Here is an 18,799-nt window from a genome sequence, read left to right as displayed (position 1 = left end):
CTCCTCCAGGAGTAAAAATGCACAAACCAGCCCGTGATTCTACCGGCGCTGGAGCAGCCTCCCTAGAAGGCCTTGCCACGCGCCGCGCCGGTCGGGTCTGGATGACCGGCGAAGGGGATCGGAGTGAAGGTGAACGGCCGGGCCGTTCAGCTCATGTACATGCCGCCGTTGACATGCAGTTCGGCGCCGGTGATGTAGCCCGCCAGCGGGCTGGCCAGGAAGGCCACCGTGTGGGCGATCTCGTCAGGCTGCCCCAGGCGGCCCAGCGGAATCTGGCCCAGCAGCGCGGCCTTCTGCGCCTCGGGCAGCACCTCGGTCATGTCGGTGGCGATGAAGCCCGGGGCCACGCAGTTCACCGTGATGTTGCGGCTGCCCAGCTCGCGCGCCAGCGCACGGCTCATGCCCGCCAGGCCGGCCTTGGCCGCGGCGTAGTTGGCTTGGCCGGCATTGCCCGAGGCACCCACCACCGAGGTGATGTTGACGATGCGGCCGAAGCGCTGCTTCATCATCGGCCGGATGGCCGCGCGCGACAGGCGGAACACCGCCTTCAGGTTGGTGTCGAGCACCGCGTCCCAGTCGTCGTCCTTCATGCGCATGGCCAGGGTGTCGCGGGTGATGCCGGCGTTGTTGACCAGCACATGCAGGCCGCCGAACTCCTTGACGATGGCGTCCAGCGCGGCGTCGCTCGCGGCGGCGTCGGTGACGTTGAGCACGATGCCGCGGCCACCGGCGGGCGACAGCGCCTCGTGGATGGACGCGGCGCCGGCCTCGCTGGTGGCGGTGCCGATGACGGTGAAGCCGTCGGTCGCCAGGCGTGTGGCGATGGCGCGGCCGATGCCACGCGTGGCGCCCGTGACCAGGGCCACCTTCTTGTTGTTGTCGTCGCTCATGCCAGCAAACCCTTCACTTCGGCCAGCGAGGCCGGATCGAACACGGTGGCGCTGACGGCCTCACCATCGATGCGCTTGACCATGCCGGCCAGCACCTTGCCCGGGCCACATTCGAGGATGTGCGTGAGGCCCCGCGCGCGCAGCGCCTGCACCACCTCCACCCAGCGCACCGGGCCGAAGGCCTGGCGGTACAGCGCGTTGCGGATGGCGTCGGCGTCCGACACCACGGCCACGTCGATGTTGTTGACCACCGGGATCTGCGGCGCGGCGATGGCCACGGCGGCCAGGCGCTCCTTCAACCGTTCGGCGGCCGGCTTCATGAGGCTGGAATGGAACGGGGCCGACACCGGCAGCGGCAGCGCGCGCTTGGCGCCCAGGGCCTTCAGCACCTCGCAGCCCTTGGCCACGCCATCCTTGCTGCCGGCGATCACGGTCTGCTTCGGGTCATTGAAATTCACGGCCTCGACGGCCTGACCGCTCTCGGCCGCTGCCTGGGCGCAGCCCTCGCGCACCTTGTCGGCATCGAGGCCCAGGATGGCGGCCATGGCGCCCTGGCCAACCGGCACGGCCTCCTGCATGGCCTGGGCACGGAAGCGCACCAGCGGCAGCGCGTCGGCCAGCGTCAGCGCACCGGCGGCCACCAGGGCCGTGTACTCGCCCAGCGAGTGGCCGGCCACGACGGCGGGCACCGCACCGCCCTCGGCCAGCCAGGCGCGGTAGCAGGCGATGCCGGCGGTCAGCATCACCGGCTGGGTGTTGGTGGTCAGCGCCAGCTGCTCCTGCGGGCCCTGGGCGATCAGCTGCGCGACATCCTCGCCCAGGGCCTGCGAGGCCTCTTCGAGCGTGGCGCGCACGGCGGGGTGGTCGCCCCAGGCATCGAGCATGCCGACGGATTGCGAACCCTGGCCGGGAAAGACGAAGGCGAACGGGGTCATCGGATGGAGGTCTCCGGACAGATGGTGACGGGAAAGGCGTGACGGTCGACGGACGGGGCGCGCCGCGGATCAGAAGTCCAGCAGCACGGCGCCCCAGGTGAAGCCGCCACCCACGCCTTCGAGCATCAGCGTGTCGCCGCGGCGGATCTTGCCGCTGCGCACTGCGCTGTCCAGGGCCAGCGGGATCGACGCGGCCGAGGTGTTGCCATGCTGGTCGACGGTGACGACCAGCTTCTCGAGCGGCAGCTTCAGCCGCTTGGCCGTGCCCTGCATGATGCGGATGTTGGCCTGGTGCGGGATCAGCCAGTCGATGTCGGCATCCGTGCGGCCAGCCTTCTCGAGCGTGGCGCGCGCGGCCTGCTCCAGCACGCCAACGGCCAGCTTGAACACGGCCTGGCCGTCCATCTTCAGCAGCGGATCGCCCAGCACCTGGCCACCCGACACCGTGCCCGGCACGCACAGGATGCCCACGTGCTTGCCATCGGCGTGCAGGTCGCTGGCCAGGATGCCGGGCGTGGCACTGGCCTCCAGCACCACGGCGCCCGCGCCGTCGCCGAACAGCACGCAGGTGGTGCGGTCCTTGAAGTCGAGGATGCGCGAGAAGACCTCGGCGCCGATCACCAGCGCGCGGTTGGCGGCGCCGGTGCGGATCATCGAATCGGCCACCGTCAGCGCATAGACGAAGCCCGAGCACACGGCCTGCAGATCGAAGGCCGGGCAGCCGGCGACGCCCAGCTTGTGCTGCACGATGCAGGCGGTGGAGGGGAACACCATGTCCGGCGTGGACGTGGCGACGATGATCAGGTCGATGTCGGTGGCGGCGCAGCCAGCGGCTTCGATCGCGTGGCGGGCCGCCTGCACGGCCAGATCGCTGGCATTGACCCCGGCGTCGACGAAATGGCGGGCGCGGATGCCGGTGCGCTCGACGATCCAGTCGTCGGAAGTTTCGACACCCTGGGCGGCCAGTTCAGCGGCCAGCGTCGCGTTGGTCAGGCGGCGGGGCGGCAGGAAGCTGCCGGTACCGGCGATGCGCGAATAGCGGGGGGAACTGGCGGAGTCTGGTGTCGTCATGCGGCTTTGGCGGGCGGCTCGGCGGCTGCGGCCTCGGCGTCCACCACCGCCGGCGCGGCCAGCGTGTTGCGGATGCGTTGGTGCACGCGGTCGAGCAGTCGGTTGCGCGCCGCATCATACGCCCGCGCCATGGCGCGCTCGAAGGCATAGGCGTCCGACGAGCCGTGCGCCTTGAACACCAGGCCGCGCAAGCCCAGCAGCGCCCCACCGCTGTAGCGGCGGTGGTCGATGCGCGCCTTGAATCGGTTGAGCACCGGCAGGGCCACCAGGGCCGCCAGCTTGCTGAGCGGCGAGCGGGTGAACTCCTGCTTGATCATCTGCGACAGCATGCCGGCCAGGCCTTCGCTGGTCTTGAGCAGTACGTTGCCGACGAAGCCATCGCACACCACCAGCGCGGTGGTGCCCTTGAAGATGTCGTTGCCTTCGACGTTGCCGTAGAAGTTGATCTGGCCGGCACCGCCGGCCGCGCGCAGCAGCTCGCCGGCGCGCTTGATCTCCTCGCTGCCCTTGATGGCCTCTTCGCCGATGTTGAGCAGGCCGACCGTGGGCTGCTCGTTGCCATCGAGCGCACTAACCAGCGCGCTGCCCATCACCGCGAACTGCAGCAGATGCTCGGCCGTGCAGTCGACATTGGCGCCGAGATCGAGCACATGCGTGAAACCGCCCTGCTGGTTGGGCAGCATGGCCGCAATGGCCGGCCGGTCGATGCCCTCGAAGGTCTTGAGCACATAGCGCGCCACGGCCATCAGCGCACCGGTGTTGCCGGCCGACACGCAGGCGTCGGCCGCCGCCTGCCCCGATTCACCGGGCTTGAGCTGGCTGATCGCCACGCGCATCGACGAATCGCGCTTCTTGCGCAGCGCCACCTCGACCGGGTCGTCCATGGCCACGACCTCGCTGGCCACCACCTGGGTGCAACGCGGCCAGCCGGCGGCCGGCGCCAGGGCCTGGGCCGTGCCGACCAGCACCAGTTCGGCCTGCGGGTGGCTGTCGAGGAAGGCCCGGCACGCCGGCAGCGTGACCGAGGGGCCATGGTCGCCGCCCATGCAGTCGACGACGAGTCGCACGCGGTCAAGAGGTTGCAACATCGAAGGCACGAAGAAGGACGTCAGACGCGGCTGCACCGGCGATCTGCCAGCCCGCAGGCCGGATCGCACGAACAGCACGCACCACAACGACAACGCCCGGCAGCGCACAGGGCGGTGCCGGGCATGGCAGCCCGCAGCGAACGGGCGGTGGGAAGACAGGCCACGCGGGCGTTGCCTCGCGCAGCGACCGGCGGGATGGGCACCGGGGCGCCTCGGTCCGCCGGAGCAGCCTGGATCAGGCCTCGGTCTTGGTCTTCAGCACCTTGCGACCGCGATAGAAGCCGGTCGGGCTGATGTGGTGGCGCAGGTGCACTTCACCGGTGGTGGGCTCGATGGCGGTGCCCGGGGTCACCAGCGCATTGTGCGAGCGGTGCATGCCGCGCTTGGACGGCGACTTCTTGTTCTGCTGAACGGCCATGGGTTTCTCCTGGTCGGATGAGGAACGGTGTGTGCCAGCGGCACGCGCCTCATGCGATGAATGCTGCGTGACCCGATCGAACCAATCGACCGAGCCGACGCCGTGCGTCGGTGCGGCGCGCCGACCACGGGCAAACTGCCCGCAGCCAAAAACTCGCCATCGAAAAATTTGCGGGCGACCCAGACCTGGAAAGCCGAGCTCCGCAAGGGAAAGCCCGCGACTATACCACGGCTTGGCCGCACAAGGCCATCAGTCGCCGTTGCGCCCGGTCTTGAGCTGGCGCAGCACCGCGAACGGGTTCTCGCGCGGCGACGCCGCTTCTCCCGCCTCGTCGGCCGGGCTGCCGGTGGGCAGCGGCTGCGGACACACCGCATGGCGCGGCACGATGGGCAGGTCGAGCAGCAACTCGTCCTCGACCAGCTCGCGCAGGTCGAGCGATCGGCTCAACGCCAGCACGTCGTCTTCGCTCTCGGCATCCAGGGCCTCGGCCTGCGACTCGCCGCGCACGAAGCGGATGCGCCGCGACAGCGACAGCGGCACCTCGAAAGGCTGCAGGCAGCGCTGGCAGGTCAGCCAGACCCGCGTGTCGGCCGACAGCGAGAGCCACAACTCGGCCTCGCCGCCGGTGACCGGCCGGCGCTCACCCGCAGCCTGCCAGCGCACCTCGGCCAGGGGCACGTCCTGCGGCGGGGTCTGCGTGTCGGCCAGGCGCTCGAGGCTGGCGCCGGGCCACTGCCCGTCCAGCGCCGCGCCGTCGGCCGCGAAGGCGGCCACATCCAGGCGCAAGGGGTCGTGCTGCCGTTTCATCGGCGGCAGTGTACGGCGCCGATGGGACAATTCCGGCCATGTCCACGCCCGCGCACGCCCAGGCCACACCGCACCCCGTCCCGCCGCCTGGCACCCCGCCCCGGCTGGTGCTGGGCTCGACCTCACCCTACCGGCGCGAACTGCTGGCCCGCCTGCGCCTGCCCTTCGACTGCGTCGCCCCGGCGGTCGATGAGACGCCGCAGCCCGGCGAAGCCCCGGCCGCCCTGGCCACCCGCCTGGCACGGGCCAAGGCACGGGATGTGGCGGACGCCGTCGCGGCACACACGACGGGGGCCATCGTGATCGGCTCGGACCAGGTGGCCGAGCTCGACGGCCAGCCCCTGGGCAAGCCCGGCAACCATGCGCGCGCGCTGGCCCAGTTGCAGACCATGCGCGGCCGCGAGGTGCTGTTCCACACCGCGGTGGCCGTGCTGCGCTCTTCCACGGGCTACGCCGGCGAGGCCATGGCCACGGTGCGCGTGCGCTTCGGCCAACACGACGACGCCCTGCTCGAACACTACCTGCGGCTTGAGGCGCCCTACGACTGCGCCGGCAGCGCGAAGTGCGAGACGCTGGGCATCGCGCTGCTGGGTGCGATCGAGTCCGACGACCCCACCGCGCTGGTGGGCCTGCCCCTGATCCACACCTGCGCGCTGCTGCGCGCCGCCGGACTGGAACCGCTGGCATGGGCCCGATGATGGACACCCCAACCAATGCCAACACCCGCGCCCGGCACGGACGCCTGGTGCTGATGCCCAACACGCTGGACCTGGGCACCGGCCATGAAGTGGACCTGGGCGAGCTGCTGCCGCAGGCCGTGATCGCGCGCGCCGCAGGCCTCGGCCACTGGGTGGCCGAGAACGCCAAGACCGCGCGCGCCTTCCTGAAGCGGGTGGACGCGCGGGTGCCGCTGGCCCAGCCGCTGCAGCAGATCACCATCACCGAACTGCCGCGCCCGGCCAAGGGTGGCGCGCGCGGTGTCGCCGCCCCCACGCTGGCGCCGCTGCTGGCGCCAGCCCTGGCCGGCCATGACATCGGCCTGATCTCCGAGGCCGGCATGCCGGCCGTGGCCGACCCCGGCGCGGCCCTGGTGCTGGCCGCACATGAACTGGGGCTGACCGTGGAGCCGCTGGTCGGGCCCAGCGCGCTGCTGCTGGCCCTGGCGGCCAGCGGCCTCAACGGCCAGCAGTTCGCCTTTGTCGGCTATCTGCCGGTCGAAGCGCCGGCGCGGGCCGCCCGCATCCGCGAACTGGAAGCCCATTCACGACGCCACCAGCAGACGCAGCTGGCGATCGAGACGCCCTACCGCAACGAGGCCCAGCTGGCCGCGCTGATCGACCAGCTGCAGCCAGGCACGCGGCTGAGCGTGGCCAGCGGCCTGAGCCTGCCGAACGCCCGCTGCCGCACGCTGAGCGTGGCGCAGTGGCGCCAGCAGGGGCCGGGCGACGCGCTGGGCGATCGGCTGCCCGCCGTGTTCGGCTGGCTGGCCGGCTGAACGATCAGGCCTTGCCGCCGCCCAACAGCGAGGCCACCTTGCGCTTGGGCCGGATGCTGGGCGACACGGCGCTGCGCACCGGCGCCGCATCCTTGCGCTCCCAGGCCGGCGGATCGGCGCTCTCGGCGGCCGGCTCATAGGGCCGGTCGAACAGCGGATCGGCCGGCGCGCGCGGCGCCGGCGGCGGCGCGTAGCCACCGCCGGCCGGGCGGCGGGGCCGATCGGCGTCGTAGCGCGGGGCGCGTTCTTCACGCTCAGCATCGCGGCTGGCGCCGGGTTCGCGGTCGCGGTCGCGGTCGCGATCACGCTCGCGATAGGGGCGGCGCGGCCGGTCATCCTCGAGCTCGAAGGGCTCAAGGTCGATCTTCTTCTTGATCAGCTTCTCGATCTCGAGCACCAGGCGACCGTCCTCGCGGTCGACCAGTGTCACGGCCAGGCCCGAGGCGCCAGCGCGGCCGGTGCGGCCGATGCGGTGCACGTAGTCCTCGGCGTTGAACGGCACGTCGTAGTTGAAAACCGCGGGCAGGTCGGCGATGTCGAGGCCGCGCGCGGCCACGTCGGTGGCCACCAGCACATCCACCTCGCCGGCCTTGAACGCGGCCAGTGCCTTCAGACGCTCGTCCTGGCTCTTGTCGCCGTGCAGGGCCTGGGTGCGCAGGCCGTCACGTTCGAACGAGCGCGCCAGGCGGGCGCAACCCAGCTTGCTGTTGACGAACACGATGGCCTGCGAGATCTCGCGCTGACGCAGCACCTGGCGGATGGCGCGGCGCTTGTCGTCGTCGTCGATGCTGTAGAAACGCTGCTCCACGGTGGACGCCGTGGCATTGGGGCGCGCCACCTCCACCAGCACCGGATCCTGCAGGTAGCTGGAGGCCAGCTTCTTGATCTCGGGCGAGAACGTGGCCGAGAACAGCAGCGTCTGCCTGTTGCCCTTGGGCAGGTAGCTGAGGATGCGCTGCAGATCGGGCAGGAAGCCGATGTCGAGCATGCGGTCGGCCTCGTCGAGCACCACGTACTCGACCTGGTTCAGCACCGCGTTCTTGGCCTCGATGTGGTCGAGCAGGCGGCCCGGCGTGGCGATCAGCACCTCGACGCCCTTCTTCAGCTCCAGCGTCTGCGGCTTCATGTCGACGCCGCCGAACACGACGGCCGAGCGCAGGTTGCTGTGCTTGGCGTACGCCTTGACGTTGTTGGCCACCTGATCGGCCAGCTCGCGCGTGGGCGCCAGCACCAGTGCGCGCACCGGATGGCGGGCCGGCGACATCGAGGCGTTCTCGTGCTTCATCATGCGCTGCAGCAGCGGCAGCGTGAAGGCAGCGGTCTTGCCGGTGCCGGTCTGGGCAGCGCCCATCACATCGCGGCCGGCCAGCACGATGGGAATGGCCTTGGCCTGGATCGGCGTCATCGCCGTGTAGCCCGAATCGGCCACGGCACGCAGCAGCTTGGCGTCCAAGCCCAGGGTGTCGAAACGTTGCGGCGCCGCGGGCGCCTCCGCCTCAGCGACGGGAGTTTGGTTGTCGGTCATGTGCGACCGATTATCCCCCGCGGGGCTGACAAGCCCGACACCAGGGGCCGATGGACAACTTGGCGGCGATGGGCGGGGCCGTGGCGGCCGCTGGCCGGTGCCTAGAATGCGACCGCATCGCCGGGTGGCCCGGCCGAGGAATGCAAGGGATGCACATCGTTCTGCTGGGGCCTGACGGGCAGGTGGGTTGGGAACTGCGCCGCGCACTGGCACCGCTGGGCCAGGTGACCGCACTGACCCGCGCGGACGGCGGCGATCTGGCCCGCCCCGCCGAGCTGGCAGCCAAGTTGCGCAGCCTGAAGCCCGACGCGGTGGTCAACGCCGCGGCTTACACCGCCGTCGACAAGGCCGAAGGCGACGCCGCATTGGCTCACACCATCAACGCAGACGCCCCCGGCGCCGTGGCCACCGTGATGGCCGAACTGGGTGGCTGGCTGCTGCACTACAGCACCGACTATGTGTTCGACGGCAGCGGCGACCAGCCGCGCGACGAGACCGCGCCCACCGGGCCGCTCAGCGTGTACGGCCGCACCAAGCTGGCCGGCGAGGAGGCCATCCTCGCCAGCGGATGCCGGCACCTGATCCTGCGCACGAGCTGGGTGCATGCGGCACGCGGCGGCAACTTCGCCCGCACCATGCTGCGCCTGGCGGCCGAGCGCGACAGCCTGAACGTGATCGACGACCAGATCGGCGCCCCCACCGGGGCGGATCTGCTGGCCGACGTGGCAGCGCATGCGCTGCGTGGCGCCGTGGCCAACCCGTCGCTGTCAGGCACCTACCACGCAGTGGCCGCAGGCGAGACCAGCTGGTGCCAATACGCACGGCACGTGATCGGCTGGGCGCGCGACCGCGGTGTGGCGCTGAAGTGCGGCCCTGAAACCGTCAACGCCATCCCGACCAGCGCCTACCCCACCCCCGCGACGCGCCCGCTGAATTCGCGCCTGGACACGCACAAGCTGCGCAATGCCTTCGGCCTGCGCCTGCCGGACTGGCAAGCCGGCGTCGAACGCATGCTGGCCGAAGCCCTGAACCTGAAGTGATGTTGCGGCCCATCGGCTGCAGACCCCCGACATGAAACTCATCCAGACCCGCATCCCAGACGTCGTGATCGTCGAGCCGGCCGTGTTCGGTGACGAGCGCGGCTGGTTCTTCGAGAGCTACAGCGAACGCAAGTTTCACGACGGCCTGGCCGCACTGGGACTGCCCAAGCCGCGCCCGTTCGTGCAGGACAACGAAAGCCATTCCAAGGCCGGCGTGCTGCGCGGCCTGCACTACCAGTTGCCGCCTCACCCCCAAGGCAAGCTGGTGCGCGTGGTGGCCGGCGCAGCCTTCGATGTAGCGGTGGACATTCGCAGGGGATCACCCACCTTCGGACAGTGGGTGGGCGTGGAACTCACCGCCGACAACAAGCGTCAGCTGTGGATCCCCGAAGGATTCGCACACGGCTTTGTGGCGCTGGTGGATGACACGCGGTTTCTCTACAAGACTACGGACTTCTACGCCAAGGATTGCGAGCGGGCGATCCGGTTCGATGATCCAGCGATCGGGATCGAGTGGCCCGATGCGGTAGATCGGCGCCTGCTGGCCGCGAAGGACGCCGACGCGCCGCGCTTGCACAGCGCCGAACTGCCTTGACTCAGTGCCGCCGCACCAGCCACCGCGGCGCTCTAAAGCGAACGATGCGCCAGTACAGCGACGAATAGACCAGAACGAACAGGCCGATGAAGCCAGCGAGCACGGGAGTGCTGTCGTACCACAGCATGGCAGGCAGCACGGCCAACATGCACAGCATCCAGAGATACGGCGACGTCATGGAATTGCGACGCACCCTGGAACGCGCCAGATCCCGCCCGACCGCCCAACGCATGGCCCGGCGATAAATAAGCGAATGCAAGTGGATCCCGTCGGGCATGCCCACCGGCTGCCCTCGCAGCACTTTGCGGCGGTAGATGGAAAAGACCGTCTCGAACACCGGGTAGATGCAAACCAGAAGCGGGAACATGGGCGACACACTGGGATTGCGCTGCAGCAGCAGGATGGCCAACTCGGCGACGTAGAAGCCAAGGAAATAAGCACCACCGTCACCGAGAAAGACCAAGCCCAGGGGGAAATTCCAGATGAAGAAGCCAAGGACCGCACCAGTGCCGGCCACCGCCAACGCCAGAACCGTGTAGTCCCCCACCTGGAACGCGACATACCCAATGCTGACGAGGATGAGAGCAGCACTCATGGATGCCAGGCCATTCATGCCGTCGATGATGTTGATCGCATTCGCCACACCAGCAACCACGAACACCGTCACCAGCGCCGCTCCCCACCGGTTCCCTACGACCCAGTCGAGTCCGGGAAGCTCGGTTCGCTGAATGAGCGCGCCCAGGAACCACGCGGCCAATCCAGCAGCCACCGCGGTGAAGAACAATCGACGCCGGGGACTCTGGGTCTTGGTCAAGTCTTCGGTCAGTCCCGATGCGAAAGCGGGCAGGGAACAAGCCATCAACTGCGCAGCGAGCGCATCGGAATGGTGTCCCGACCACCACAACCAGCCGATGCCAGCCATCACGCCGGAGAAGATGCCCACGCCGCCGATGCGCGGAACGGGTTTGGCATGGAATTTCTGAGGACCGGACAAATCATGATCCAGCGCCCGCAGCACACGGGACTTGCTGAGGCGGATCACCAGCATGGTGACGAGCAACGACCCTGCAAAGGCGATCAACAGTAGGCTCACCGCTGAGAGTATAGGTTCTGCCCGTGACCGCTCCGGCGCCGCAGGAACCCACAGATAGAATCCAACAGTTCCAAATTGCGGGCCGATCCGAGTGTTGCCCAGGCCCTGTACAACCCGCCCTGAAGACTCACACTGCCAATGAAGCACACATCAGCGCTGCGTCGCCTGCACACCTGGTCGATTCTCTTGGCAAGTGGCTTAATGGCGTTGGTGAGCAGTGGCGTTTTGGCCCAGACCGATGCAAGCGATGGCACTGCGCAGACTGCAGCGTCGACTGCTGACAAGTCAGGCCCGATCCGGTTGCGCACCCCGGCACAAACAGCCCCCGTCGACACAACTACACAGGGCCAGTCCAGTGCGCCCGCGGCCTACACATCAGGCGAATTCGAGCAATACGTTCGCAGCCGAAGCGGCAACACTGAGCAGAAGCGTCACGCGGAGGTGAGGCGACTTGGTGCAGACCTGATGCTCGCGGATGGCGGCGCGCGCAGTGGCGAACTCAGCCCGGTGGTGCCTGCCGACTACGTCGTTTCGTCCGGCGACGAGGTACAGATCACCCTGTGGGGTGCCGTCGAAGGCGATCTTCGCCTGGTCGTGGACCGCACCGGTCGCATCAGCATTCCGCGTGTCGGGGTCGTGCAGGTGGCCGGCGTGCGCAACGATTCATTGGCCGGTGTCATCGAGCGACGCATCTCCCAGGTCTTCAAGAACTTTCAGTTGAGCGTCTCGCTGGGCCAGTTGCGCGGTGTGCGCGTGCTCGTCACGGGTTACGTTACGAATCCCGGCACCTACACTGTAAGCGCCCTCTCGACCATGGTCGGCGTACTCATGCGTGCGGGGGGACCCGCGGCGGCCGGTAGCTTCAGGCTGATTGAACTGCGGCGCCAGGGCCAGGTTGTCTCCAGACTGGACCTCTATGACCTGCTGCTCAGAGGTGACCGCTCGGCTGACATCACGGTTCTGCCCGGCGACGTCGTGCACGTCACGGCGGTCGGCCCCCAGGTCGGCGTCATAGGGAGCGTCAACCGGCCCGTGGTTGCCGAGCTGGTACCGCGGGATACGCTGAAGGACGTGCTGGCCATGGCAGGAGGTTTCTCGCCTGTTGCCGACACCTCTCGGGTCATGATCGAACGCCTACAAGATCGCCTGAACCAGCGCATCGTAGAGGTGCGACTGCCGCAAGGTGGTGCGACACCACTGACCCAGGGCGATGTGGTGCGGATCTTCAGCGCCACTGAGACGCTGCTGTCGAATCAACATCAAAACAAGCGTGTGCGTGTGGAAGGTGAGGTCGGCAAGCCGGGGGAATACATCCTCCCACCGGCCGCCTCGCTGGGTGATGCGATCCGCATCGCCGGGGGCCTGTCCGACGCTGCGTACCTGTTCGGTACCCAGTTCACCCGGGAGCGAGTCCGCATCTCGCAGCAGGAAAACTACGAGCGCGCGCTGCGTGACCTTGAGACGGATCTGACCAGGTCGACCGGAGCGCAACGGGTCTCGAGCACGGATCAGGTGGCACAAGGGCAAGCTCAGGTCGCGGCCAATGCACGGCTTCTGGACCGCTTGCGCGCATTGCGCCCGAACGGCCGTGTCGTGTTGCAACTCACGCCGACAACCAGCGCGCTGCCTGACTTGGCCCTGGAAGACGGGGACAGCATCTACATCCCACCGCGCCCCACTACTGTGGGCGTATTCGGCAGCGTCTACAACGCCGGAAGTTACCTGCACACCAACGCAAGGTATCTGGGCGACTACCTGCGTTTGGCCGGCGGCCCCACCAAGGGCGCCGACCAAGAAAGCATTTTCGTTATTCGCGCCAACGGCCAGGTCGTCAGCAATCGGCAAGGCAGCCAAGGGTTCTTCTCGCGGACGAACATCGCGGATGCGACAGTAGCCGAACCTGGTGACACCATCTTCGTTCCGGAGGAGATGGACAAGACGACCTGGATGCAGGCCGCCAAGGACTGGACGCAGCTGCTTTATCAGTTCGGCATTGGCATTGCCGGCATCAAGAGCGCCATCAACTAATGCACGCCACCACTGCTTCGATGTCCGAGACCGCGAATTCGGCGATGCCAGCAACGCTGGCAAGTGCGCCCGGTACTGCGTCCGTGCAGGACTTGTTGGGCGCCATTCGGCGCAACATCCCTTTGCTGGTCGGTGGACCCGTCGTTGCTGCCGTACTCAGCTTCGGCTATACGACTTATTTCGTGGCGCCAGTGTTCACGGCTAGAACTACCTTCCTGCCACCGCAGAGCCAGCAAAGCGGCAACTCGGCCGCAATGGCCTCGCTGGGGGCATTGGCCACATTGGCCGGCGGCTCAGGCGCGGCGCGTAGCAGCGCCGACCAGTATTTGGCGCTGATGCAGAGCAACAATGTCTCTGATCGCATCATCGAGCACTTCAAGCTGATGCAGGGTTTCGGGACCAGCCTCAAGGTTGACGCCCGTATGGCACTCGCGGCGATGGCCAGGATGTCCTACGGCAAGAAGGATGGCCTGATCACCGTCGAGGTCGATCACACCGACCCCAAATTGGCAGCCGATATCGCCAACCAGTACGTCGACGAGTTGCGCCGGATCACCACCACGCTGGCCGTCACCGAAGCCCAGCAACGGCGCAGTTTCTTCGAGCAGATGCTGAAGCAAAGCCGCGACAGACTCACTGGCGCGCAGCAGGCGCTGCTTGCCAGCGGCTTCAACCCAGGCGCACTGAAGGCAGAGCCCAAGGCAGCCGCCGATGCCTATGCACGCCTGAAAGCGGAAGCTACGGGCGCAGAGGTTCGCCTGCAGGGATTGCGCGGTTCACTGACCGATTCAGCACCAGAGGTCATTCAGCAACAATCCACACTGAACGCCCTGCGGGCGCAACTCTCTCGGCTCGAACAGGCAGAGGGCCGTGGCGGCGATGGTCCCGACTACATCTCCAAGTACCGGGAATTCAAGTACCAGGAGGCGCTGTTCGACATGTATGCCCGCCAGTTTGAAGTGGCGCGGTTGGACGAGAGTCGGGAAGGCGGTCTCATCCAGGTGGTCGATCCGGCGACTCCACCCGAGCGCAAGAGCAAGCCGCTGCGCGCCGCGATCGCTATCAAGACCGCGACAGCCTCAGCGGCAGCGTTGGTTCTGCTGGTGCTCATCCGCCAGGTCCGGCGCAGCCGCAAGCAGGCGGCACTCGGCGGACATTGACGCTGGCGCCCATCGTTCGAGCGCCAACCCAGCTTGATGTGGCGGCACTCCAAGCCAGAACGTTGCTTCTGCAGAGCCCCCACGCCCTTCTCTGAAGTTCGGTCGACTCGCCTGCGCATGGCCATGACGCAGCCACCAGTCAGATCGAAAACAAGAACCTGACTGCCGAAACATGTGCGGAATCGCTGCGATCTTCAGCTACTCGGCGGATGCACCGCCGGTCAACCCGGATGAACTGCGCCAGATCCGCGACCGCATGGCAGCTCGCGGACCGGATGGCGCAGGACTCTGGATCTCCCCGGATCGCCGGGCGGGCATGGCCCATCGACGCCTGGCCATCATTGACCTGAGCACCGACGGTGCGCAGCCAATGCACGATGCGAGCCTGGGAACCAGCATCGTCTTCAATGGCGAAATCTACAACTACCGGCAATTGCGTGCTGAATTGGAACGCGACGGGTTCCAGTTCCTGTCCCACTCGGATACCGAGGTCCTGCTGAAACTCTACGCCCGCGACGGTGAACGGATGCTGTCACGGCTGCGGGGCATGTTCGCTTTCGCGATTCACGATCCCAGGTCGGCCTCGGTCTTCATCGCGCGCGACCCCCTTGGCATCAAGCCGCTCTATCTCGCCGACGATGGACGGACGCTTCGACTTGCCTCTCAGGTCAAAGCCTTGCTCGCCAGCCCGGCAATCGACACCCGCGAAGAGCCTGCCGGACACGTCGGATTCTTCCTGTGGGGACATGTCCCCGACCCGTTCACGCTCTTTCGCGGAATCCGTGCTTTGCCCGCGGGCGCCTGTCTGCGCGTGGACCTTACCGCGGGTCGCAAGTCGCAGAAACAGTACTACAGCTTGGCAGACGACCTCGCGCAAGCTCCGGTGCCGCCCGCCCTGCAGGATCCGCGAGCGGCACAAGAGGCCCTGGCTCAGGCCATGCGCGATTCGGTGAAGCATCATCTGGTGGCCGATGTGCCAGTAGGTGTGTTTCTGTCGGCCGGGTTGGATTCCACAACCCTCGCGGCCCTGACACGAGAGGCTGGCAACTCGCAACTTCTTCGCACGCTGACCCTTGGCTTTGAAGAATTCGTCGGTACGCCCGCCGACGAAACCGGCTTGGCACAGGAAGTCGCGCTCGATCTGGGCGCAGAGCACAGCACGCGCTGGACGCGTCAATCAGACTTCGTCGGTCATGCCGACAAGGTGCTGCACGCGATGGATCAGCCATCGATCGATGGTGTCAATACCTACTTCGTCAGCCACGCGGCCCAACAGGCCGGACTGAAGGTCGCATTGTCGGGGCTGGGTGGCGACGAATTGTTCGCCGGATATTCCGACTTTCAGACCATTCCGAAGCTGGTCCGTCTGGCGGCCCCCCTGGCCGCCATTCCAGGCCTTGGGCGAGGTTTTCGCTACGTGTCCGCACCGTTGTTGCGCCGGGTCACATCGCCCAAGGCCGCGGGGCTGATCGAATTCGGCGGCGATTTCGCGAGTGCTTACCTGCTGCGCCGTGGCTTCTTCATGCCCTGGGAAATTCCCAACGAACTGGACGGCGACCTGGTGCGCGAAGGTTGGGAATCACTCCAGACCCTTGAACAATTGCGTCTGAGCGAACGGGCACTCACGTCGCCACGCCACCGGGTTTCGGCGCTGCAGAGCAGTTGGTACATGCGCAACCAGTTGCTGCGGGACAGCGACTGGGCCAGCATGGCGCATTCGCTCGAAGTACGCGTGCCCCTCGTGGATGTGGAACTCATTCGCGTCGTCGCCAGTTTGGTCAATGCGGGTCACCCCCCCAGCAAGCTGGACATGGCGGCGACCCCATCACGGCCACTGCCCACTTCGGTACTGGAACGAAAGAAGACCGGCTTCTCTATCCCGGTCAGCCAGTGGCTGACCGAGCGCACAACCAGCACCGACCGGAAGGCATCTGGCGGACTGCGGGATTGGGGGCGGCAGGTCTACCGCCAACTCACCGCCGGGGAGCACCGCCGGTGAAAGTGGTGCTGGTCAGGCGTCAACCCTGTTCGGGCGCGTTCAGCATCGAAGAGCTTTTCAATGCCGTCACCGCGGCATTCGGGCCCGAGGTGGAGTGGACCAATTTCGAGTTGGGGCCGCGACGCCGTGTGCTGCTTGACGCCTGGCGCCTCCGGCGTCTTCGCGCCGACGTGTATCACGTGACGGGCGATGTGAATTACATGACGTTGCTGCTGCCCTGGCGCCGGACGCTGCTGACCGTCCATGACATCGGCCATTACCTGCACGGCCTGCGCGGTCTGCGCCGGCGTGTGTATGAGTGGTTGTGGCTGCGCGGCCCGATGAAGGCAGCGGCAAAACTGACCGCCATCTCACGGGCCACGGCACAGGATGTTGTGACTCACCTGGGCATCGCAGCAGAGCGGATTCAGGTCATCGAGAACTGTCACAGCCCGGCATTCCGACCTGTTGCCCGCCCTTTCAACGTCGACCGGCCCACGATTCTCCAGGTCGGCACCCGGTCTTACAAGAACGTACCGCGTCTGGTCGCTGCGCTGGCCGGCATTCCGTGCCGGCTGGTGTTGATTGGCCCCGTAGATGATGATCTGCAACGCGCACTGCACGAGCACGGCATCGACTATCAGAACCATGTGAACCTGACCCACCAGCAGGTCGCGCAGGCTTACGTGGATTGCGACATCGTGAGCTTCGTGTCGATCGGTGAAGGTTTCGGCGTTCCAATCATCGAGGCGCAGGCCTCAGGTCGGCCCCTGGTCACCGCTGACGCATCCCCAATGCGCGAGGTCGCGGGACCTGACGCCTGCCTGGCAAAACCTGAGAATGTGGCAGCGATCCGGGCTGCCGTGCTGAAAATCATCCACGACCCGCAGTACCGGCAACGACTCGTCGACACCGGACTGGAAAACGCCCGTCGTTTTTCACCCGAGCAGATCAGTCGCCAATATCTGGCTCTCTACCGAGACATCGCATTCCCATGAGCAGCAAGCCGCCCATCACCGTCACCCAGCCGTTTCTGCCGCCTCTGGATGAGTTCATCCCCTACCTGGAGCGCATCTGGCAAAGCAAGTGGCTGACCAACAACGGCCCGTTCCATCAGCAGTTGGAGAACGAACTGTGTGAACGCCTGGGTGTCGAGCATCTGGCGCTGGTTTCCAACGCCACGTTGGGCCTCGTCACCGCCATGCAGACGCTGCGCATCAGCGGTGAGGTGATCACGACGCCTTACTCGTTTGTCGCCACCACACATTCGCTGGTCTGGAACAACCTGAAGCCTGTGTTTGTCGACATCGACGCTCGAACGCTCAACATCGACGTCGACCTGATCGAAGCTGCCATCACCCCGAACACCACGGCCATCATGCCCGTGCACTGCTATGCGCATCCCTGCGAGGTGGAACGTATCCAGCGCATTGCCGATACCTATGGCCTGAAAGTGATCTACGACGCAGCCCACGCGTTCGGGGTCACCCACAAGGGCCAGAGCCTGCTGCGCCATGGTGACCTGTCGATCCTCAGCTTCCATGCGACCAAGGTGTTCAACACGTTCGAGGGCGGCGCCATCGTTTGCCCCGATCTCAAGACCAAGCAACGCATCGACTACCTGAAGAACTTCGGCTTTGCGGACGAGGTGACCGTGATGGCGCCCGGCATCAATGCCAAGATGAACGAGGTCCAGGCCGCATTCGGCCTGCTGCAGCTCAAGCACATCGATGGCGCCTTGGCGATGCGCAAGGCGGTGGATCAGCGCTACCGCGACGCACTCGCCAATCATCCCTGGCTCGAAGTTCCCGCGCTGGCCGACGACACCGAGCACAACTATTCCTACTTTCCGGTGCTGGTGAACAGGACCCATGCCCACACCCGAGATGCGGTGTACCAGCAACTGCGCAGCGCTGGCGTCCACGCACGCCGCTATTTCTTCCCCCTGATCAGCAACATGCCCATGTACCGGGGTCTGCCGTCGGCCAACCCCGAGCGACTGCCTGTCGCGAACGATGTTGCGGATCGCGTCCTCTGTCTGCCGATCTACCCGGATCTCAGCACCGACGATCAGCAACGCATCATCGACCTGCTCTGCCGCTGACATGGCCTACTACACCGACGTTGAATTGCGCAGCCTCGGCCTGGCGCGCTTTGGTCACGACGTGAAGATCTCGACTAAAGCGTCGCTGTACAACTGCGGCCGCATCAGTCTGGGCAACCATGTGCGCATCGACGACTTCTGCGTGCTCTCCGCAGGCGAAGGGGGTATCGAGATTGGCGACTACGTCCACATCGCCGTCTTTTGCTCGGTGATGGGCACAGGCCGCATCACCTTCGAGGACTTCAGTGGGCTGTCGTCACGTGTGTCCATCTACTCCAGCAACGACGATTACAGTGGGGAACGTCTGACCAATCCTACTGTCCCCGGAGAATTCACCGGTGTGACAAAGGCCGATGTCAAGCTGTGCCGCCATGTCATTGTCGGGGCAGGTGCGGTGATCCTGCCCGGCGTCGTGCTGCACGAGGGAGCCGCCATCGGCTCGTTGAGCTTGGTGCGTCGCGACTGTGATCCCTTCACGATCTATTCCGGCGTCCCGGCCAAGAGAATTGCCGAACGCAGCCGTGGCCTGCTGACGCAAGAGCGCCAACTGCGCGAACGCGGAGACTGACAGC

General features: G+C 66.7%; 18 protein-coding genes. 10 read left to right on the top strand and 8 right to left on the bottom strand.

Annotation, left to right across the window (positions count from 1 at the left end; translation table 11 throughout):
• Positions 1-146: 146 nt before the first annotated feature.
• From fabG to AACH10_RS06625, 6 genes are all read right to left on the bottom strand, one after another.
• Positions 147-890, bottom strand: a complete 744-nt coding sequence (gene fabG / locus AACH10_RS06650; protein WP_341409581.1) for a 3-oxoacyl-ACP reductase FabG — start codon at positions 888-890, stop codon at positions 147-149.
• Positions 887-1,825: an ACP S-malonyltransferase gene (gene fabD / locus AACH10_RS06645; RefSeq protein ID WP_341409580.1), complete on the bottom strand. Its 939-nt coding sequence runs from the start codon at positions 1,823-1,825 to the stop codon at positions 887-889. The genes fabG and fabD overlap by 4 nt, the downstream gene beginning before the upstream one ends.
• Positions 1,826-1,894: 69 nt before the next feature.
• The gene (locus AACH10_RS06640) at positions 1,895-2,896 is read right to left on the bottom strand and encodes a beta-ketoacyl-ACP synthase III (protein ID WP_341409579.1); all 1,002 of its coding nucleotides are present in this window, start codon (positions 2,894-2,896) and stop codon (positions 1,895-1,897) included.
• The gene (gene plsX, locus AACH10_RS06635; RefSeq protein WP_341409578.1) at positions 2,893-3,984 is read right to left on the bottom strand and encodes a phosphate acyltransferase PlsX; all 1,092 of its coding nucleotides are present in this window, start codon (positions 3,982-3,984) and stop codon (positions 2,893-2,895) included. The genes AACH10_RS06640 and plsX overlap by 4 nt, the downstream gene beginning before the upstream one ends.
• 235 nt (positions 3,985-4,219) lie before the next feature.
• The gene (rpmF, locus tag AACH10_RS06630; protein WP_341409577.1) at positions 4,220-4,402 is read right to left on the bottom strand and encodes a 50S ribosomal protein L32; all 183 of its coding nucleotides are present in this window, start codon (positions 4,400-4,402) and stop codon (positions 4,220-4,222) included.
• A gap of 249 nt (positions 4,403-4,651) precedes the next feature.
• Complete coding sequence (locus AACH10_RS06625; protein WP_341409576.1) at positions 4,652-5,209, bottom strand: YceD family protein; 558 nt, start codon at positions 5,207-5,209, stop codon at positions 4,652-4,654.
• Between the two features lie 38 nt (positions 5,210-5,247).
• Here AACH10_RS06625 and AACH10_RS06620 point away from each other — a divergent pair, with 38 nt between their 5' ends.
• Together AACH10_RS06620 and AACH10_RS06615 are read left to right on the top strand one after the other, a co-directional pair.
• The gene (locus AACH10_RS06620; protein WP_341409575.1) at positions 5,248-5,907 is read left to right on the top strand and encodes a Maf family nucleotide pyrophosphatase; all 660 of its coding nucleotides are present in this window, start codon (positions 5,248-5,250) and stop codon (positions 5,905-5,907) included.
• On the top strand, positions 5,904-6,704 hold the full coding sequence (locus AACH10_RS06615) for an SAM-dependent methyltransferase (protein WP_341409574.1): 801 nt from the start codon (positions 5,904-5,906) through the stop codon (positions 6,702-6,704). Before AACH10_RS06620 ends, AACH10_RS06615 begins: the two co-directional genes overlap by 4 nt.
• 4 nt (positions 6,705-6,708) lie before the next feature.
• On the opposite strand, the gene AACH10_RS06610 is transcribed toward AACH10_RS06615, so the two are convergent.
• Positions 6,709-8,229: a DEAD/DEAH box helicase gene (locus tag AACH10_RS06610; RefSeq protein WP_341409573.1), complete on the bottom strand. Its 1,521-nt coding sequence runs from the start codon at positions 8,227-8,229 to the stop codon at positions 6,709-6,711.
• Between the two features lie 149 nt (positions 8,230-8,378).
• Between AACH10_RS06610 and rfbD the strand changes: the two genes are divergently transcribed.
• Both rfbD and rfbC read left to right on the top strand, forming a co-directional pair.
• Positions 8,379-9,269 carry a dTDP-4-dehydrorhamnose reductase gene (rfbD, locus tag AACH10_RS06605; RefSeq protein ID WP_341409572.1) on the top strand — a complete coding sequence of 297 codons (891 nt, stop codon included), beginning with the start codon at positions 8,379-8,381 and terminating at the stop codon, positions 9,267-9,269.
• Between the two features lie 31 nt (positions 9,270-9,300).
• Positions 9,301-9,864, top strand: coding sequence for a dTDP-4-dehydrorhamnose 3,5-epimerase (gene rfbC, locus AACH10_RS06600; protein WP_341409571.1), 564 nt, complete (start codon positions 9,301-9,303; stop codon positions 9,862-9,864).
• 1 nt (position 9,865) lies between these two features.
• Here the strand turns inward: rfbC and AACH10_RS06595 are convergent, their stop codons facing one another.
• Positions 9,866-10,957 carry an MraY family glycosyltransferase gene (locus AACH10_RS06595; RefSeq protein WP_341409570.1) on the bottom strand — a complete coding sequence of 364 codons (1,092 nt, stop codon included), beginning with the start codon at positions 10,955-10,957 and terminating at the stop codon, positions 9,866-9,868.
• 138 nt (positions 10,958-11,095) lie between these two features.
• On the opposite strand from AACH10_RS06595, the gene AACH10_RS06590 reads away from it, so the two are divergent.
• From AACH10_RS06590 to AACH10_RS06565, 6 genes are all read left to right on the top strand, one after another.
• Positions 11,096-12,985 carry an SLBB domain-containing protein gene (locus AACH10_RS06590; protein ID WP_341409569.1) on the top strand — a complete coding sequence of 630 codons (1,890 nt, stop codon included), beginning with the start codon at positions 11,096-11,098 and terminating at the stop codon, positions 12,983-12,985.
• A gap of 20 nt (positions 12,986-13,005) precedes the next feature.
• Positions 13,006-14,145 carry a Wzz/FepE/Etk N-terminal domain-containing protein gene (locus tag AACH10_RS06585; protein ID WP_341409568.1) on the top strand — a complete coding sequence of 380 codons (1,140 nt, stop codon included), beginning with the start codon at positions 13,006-13,008 and terminating at the stop codon, positions 14,143-14,145.
• A gap of 172 nt (positions 14,146-14,317) precedes the next feature.
• Positions 14,318-16,144 carry an asparagine synthase (glutamine-hydrolyzing) gene (asnB, locus tag AACH10_RS06580; protein WP_341409567.1) on the top strand — a complete coding sequence of 609 codons (1,827 nt, stop codon included), beginning with the start codon at positions 14,318-14,320 and terminating at the stop codon, positions 16,142-16,144.
• Positions 16,141-17,121, top strand: a complete 981-nt coding sequence (locus tag AACH10_RS06575; protein ID WP_341409566.1) for a glycosyltransferase family 4 protein — start codon at positions 16,141-16,143, stop codon at positions 17,119-17,121. Before asnB ends, AACH10_RS06575 begins: the two co-directional genes overlap by 4 nt.
• Positions 17,118-18,227 carry a DegT/DnrJ/EryC1/StrS family aminotransferase gene (locus AACH10_RS06570; RefSeq protein WP_341409565.1) on the top strand — a complete coding sequence of 370 codons (1,110 nt, stop codon included), beginning with the start codon at positions 17,118-17,120 and terminating at the stop codon, positions 18,225-18,227. Before AACH10_RS06575 ends, AACH10_RS06570 begins: the two co-directional genes overlap by 4 nt.
• A 1-nt stretch (position 18,228) precedes the next feature.
• Complete coding sequence (locus AACH10_RS06565) at positions 18,229-18,795, top strand: acyltransferase (RefSeq protein WP_341409564.1); 567 nt, start codon at positions 18,229-18,231, stop codon at positions 18,793-18,795.
• Positions 18,796-18,799 lie beyond the last annotated feature (4 nt).

It is taken from the genome of Pseudaquabacterium inlustre, assembly GCF_038066595.1.
Classification (GTDB): Bacteria; Pseudomonadota; Gammaproteobacteria; order Burkholderiales; family Burkholderiaceae_C; genus Pseudaquabacterium; species Pseudaquabacterium inlustre.
The sequence above is the reverse complement of the archived record's forward strand: the minus strand, read 5'-3'. Positions and strand labels throughout refer to the sequence as shown.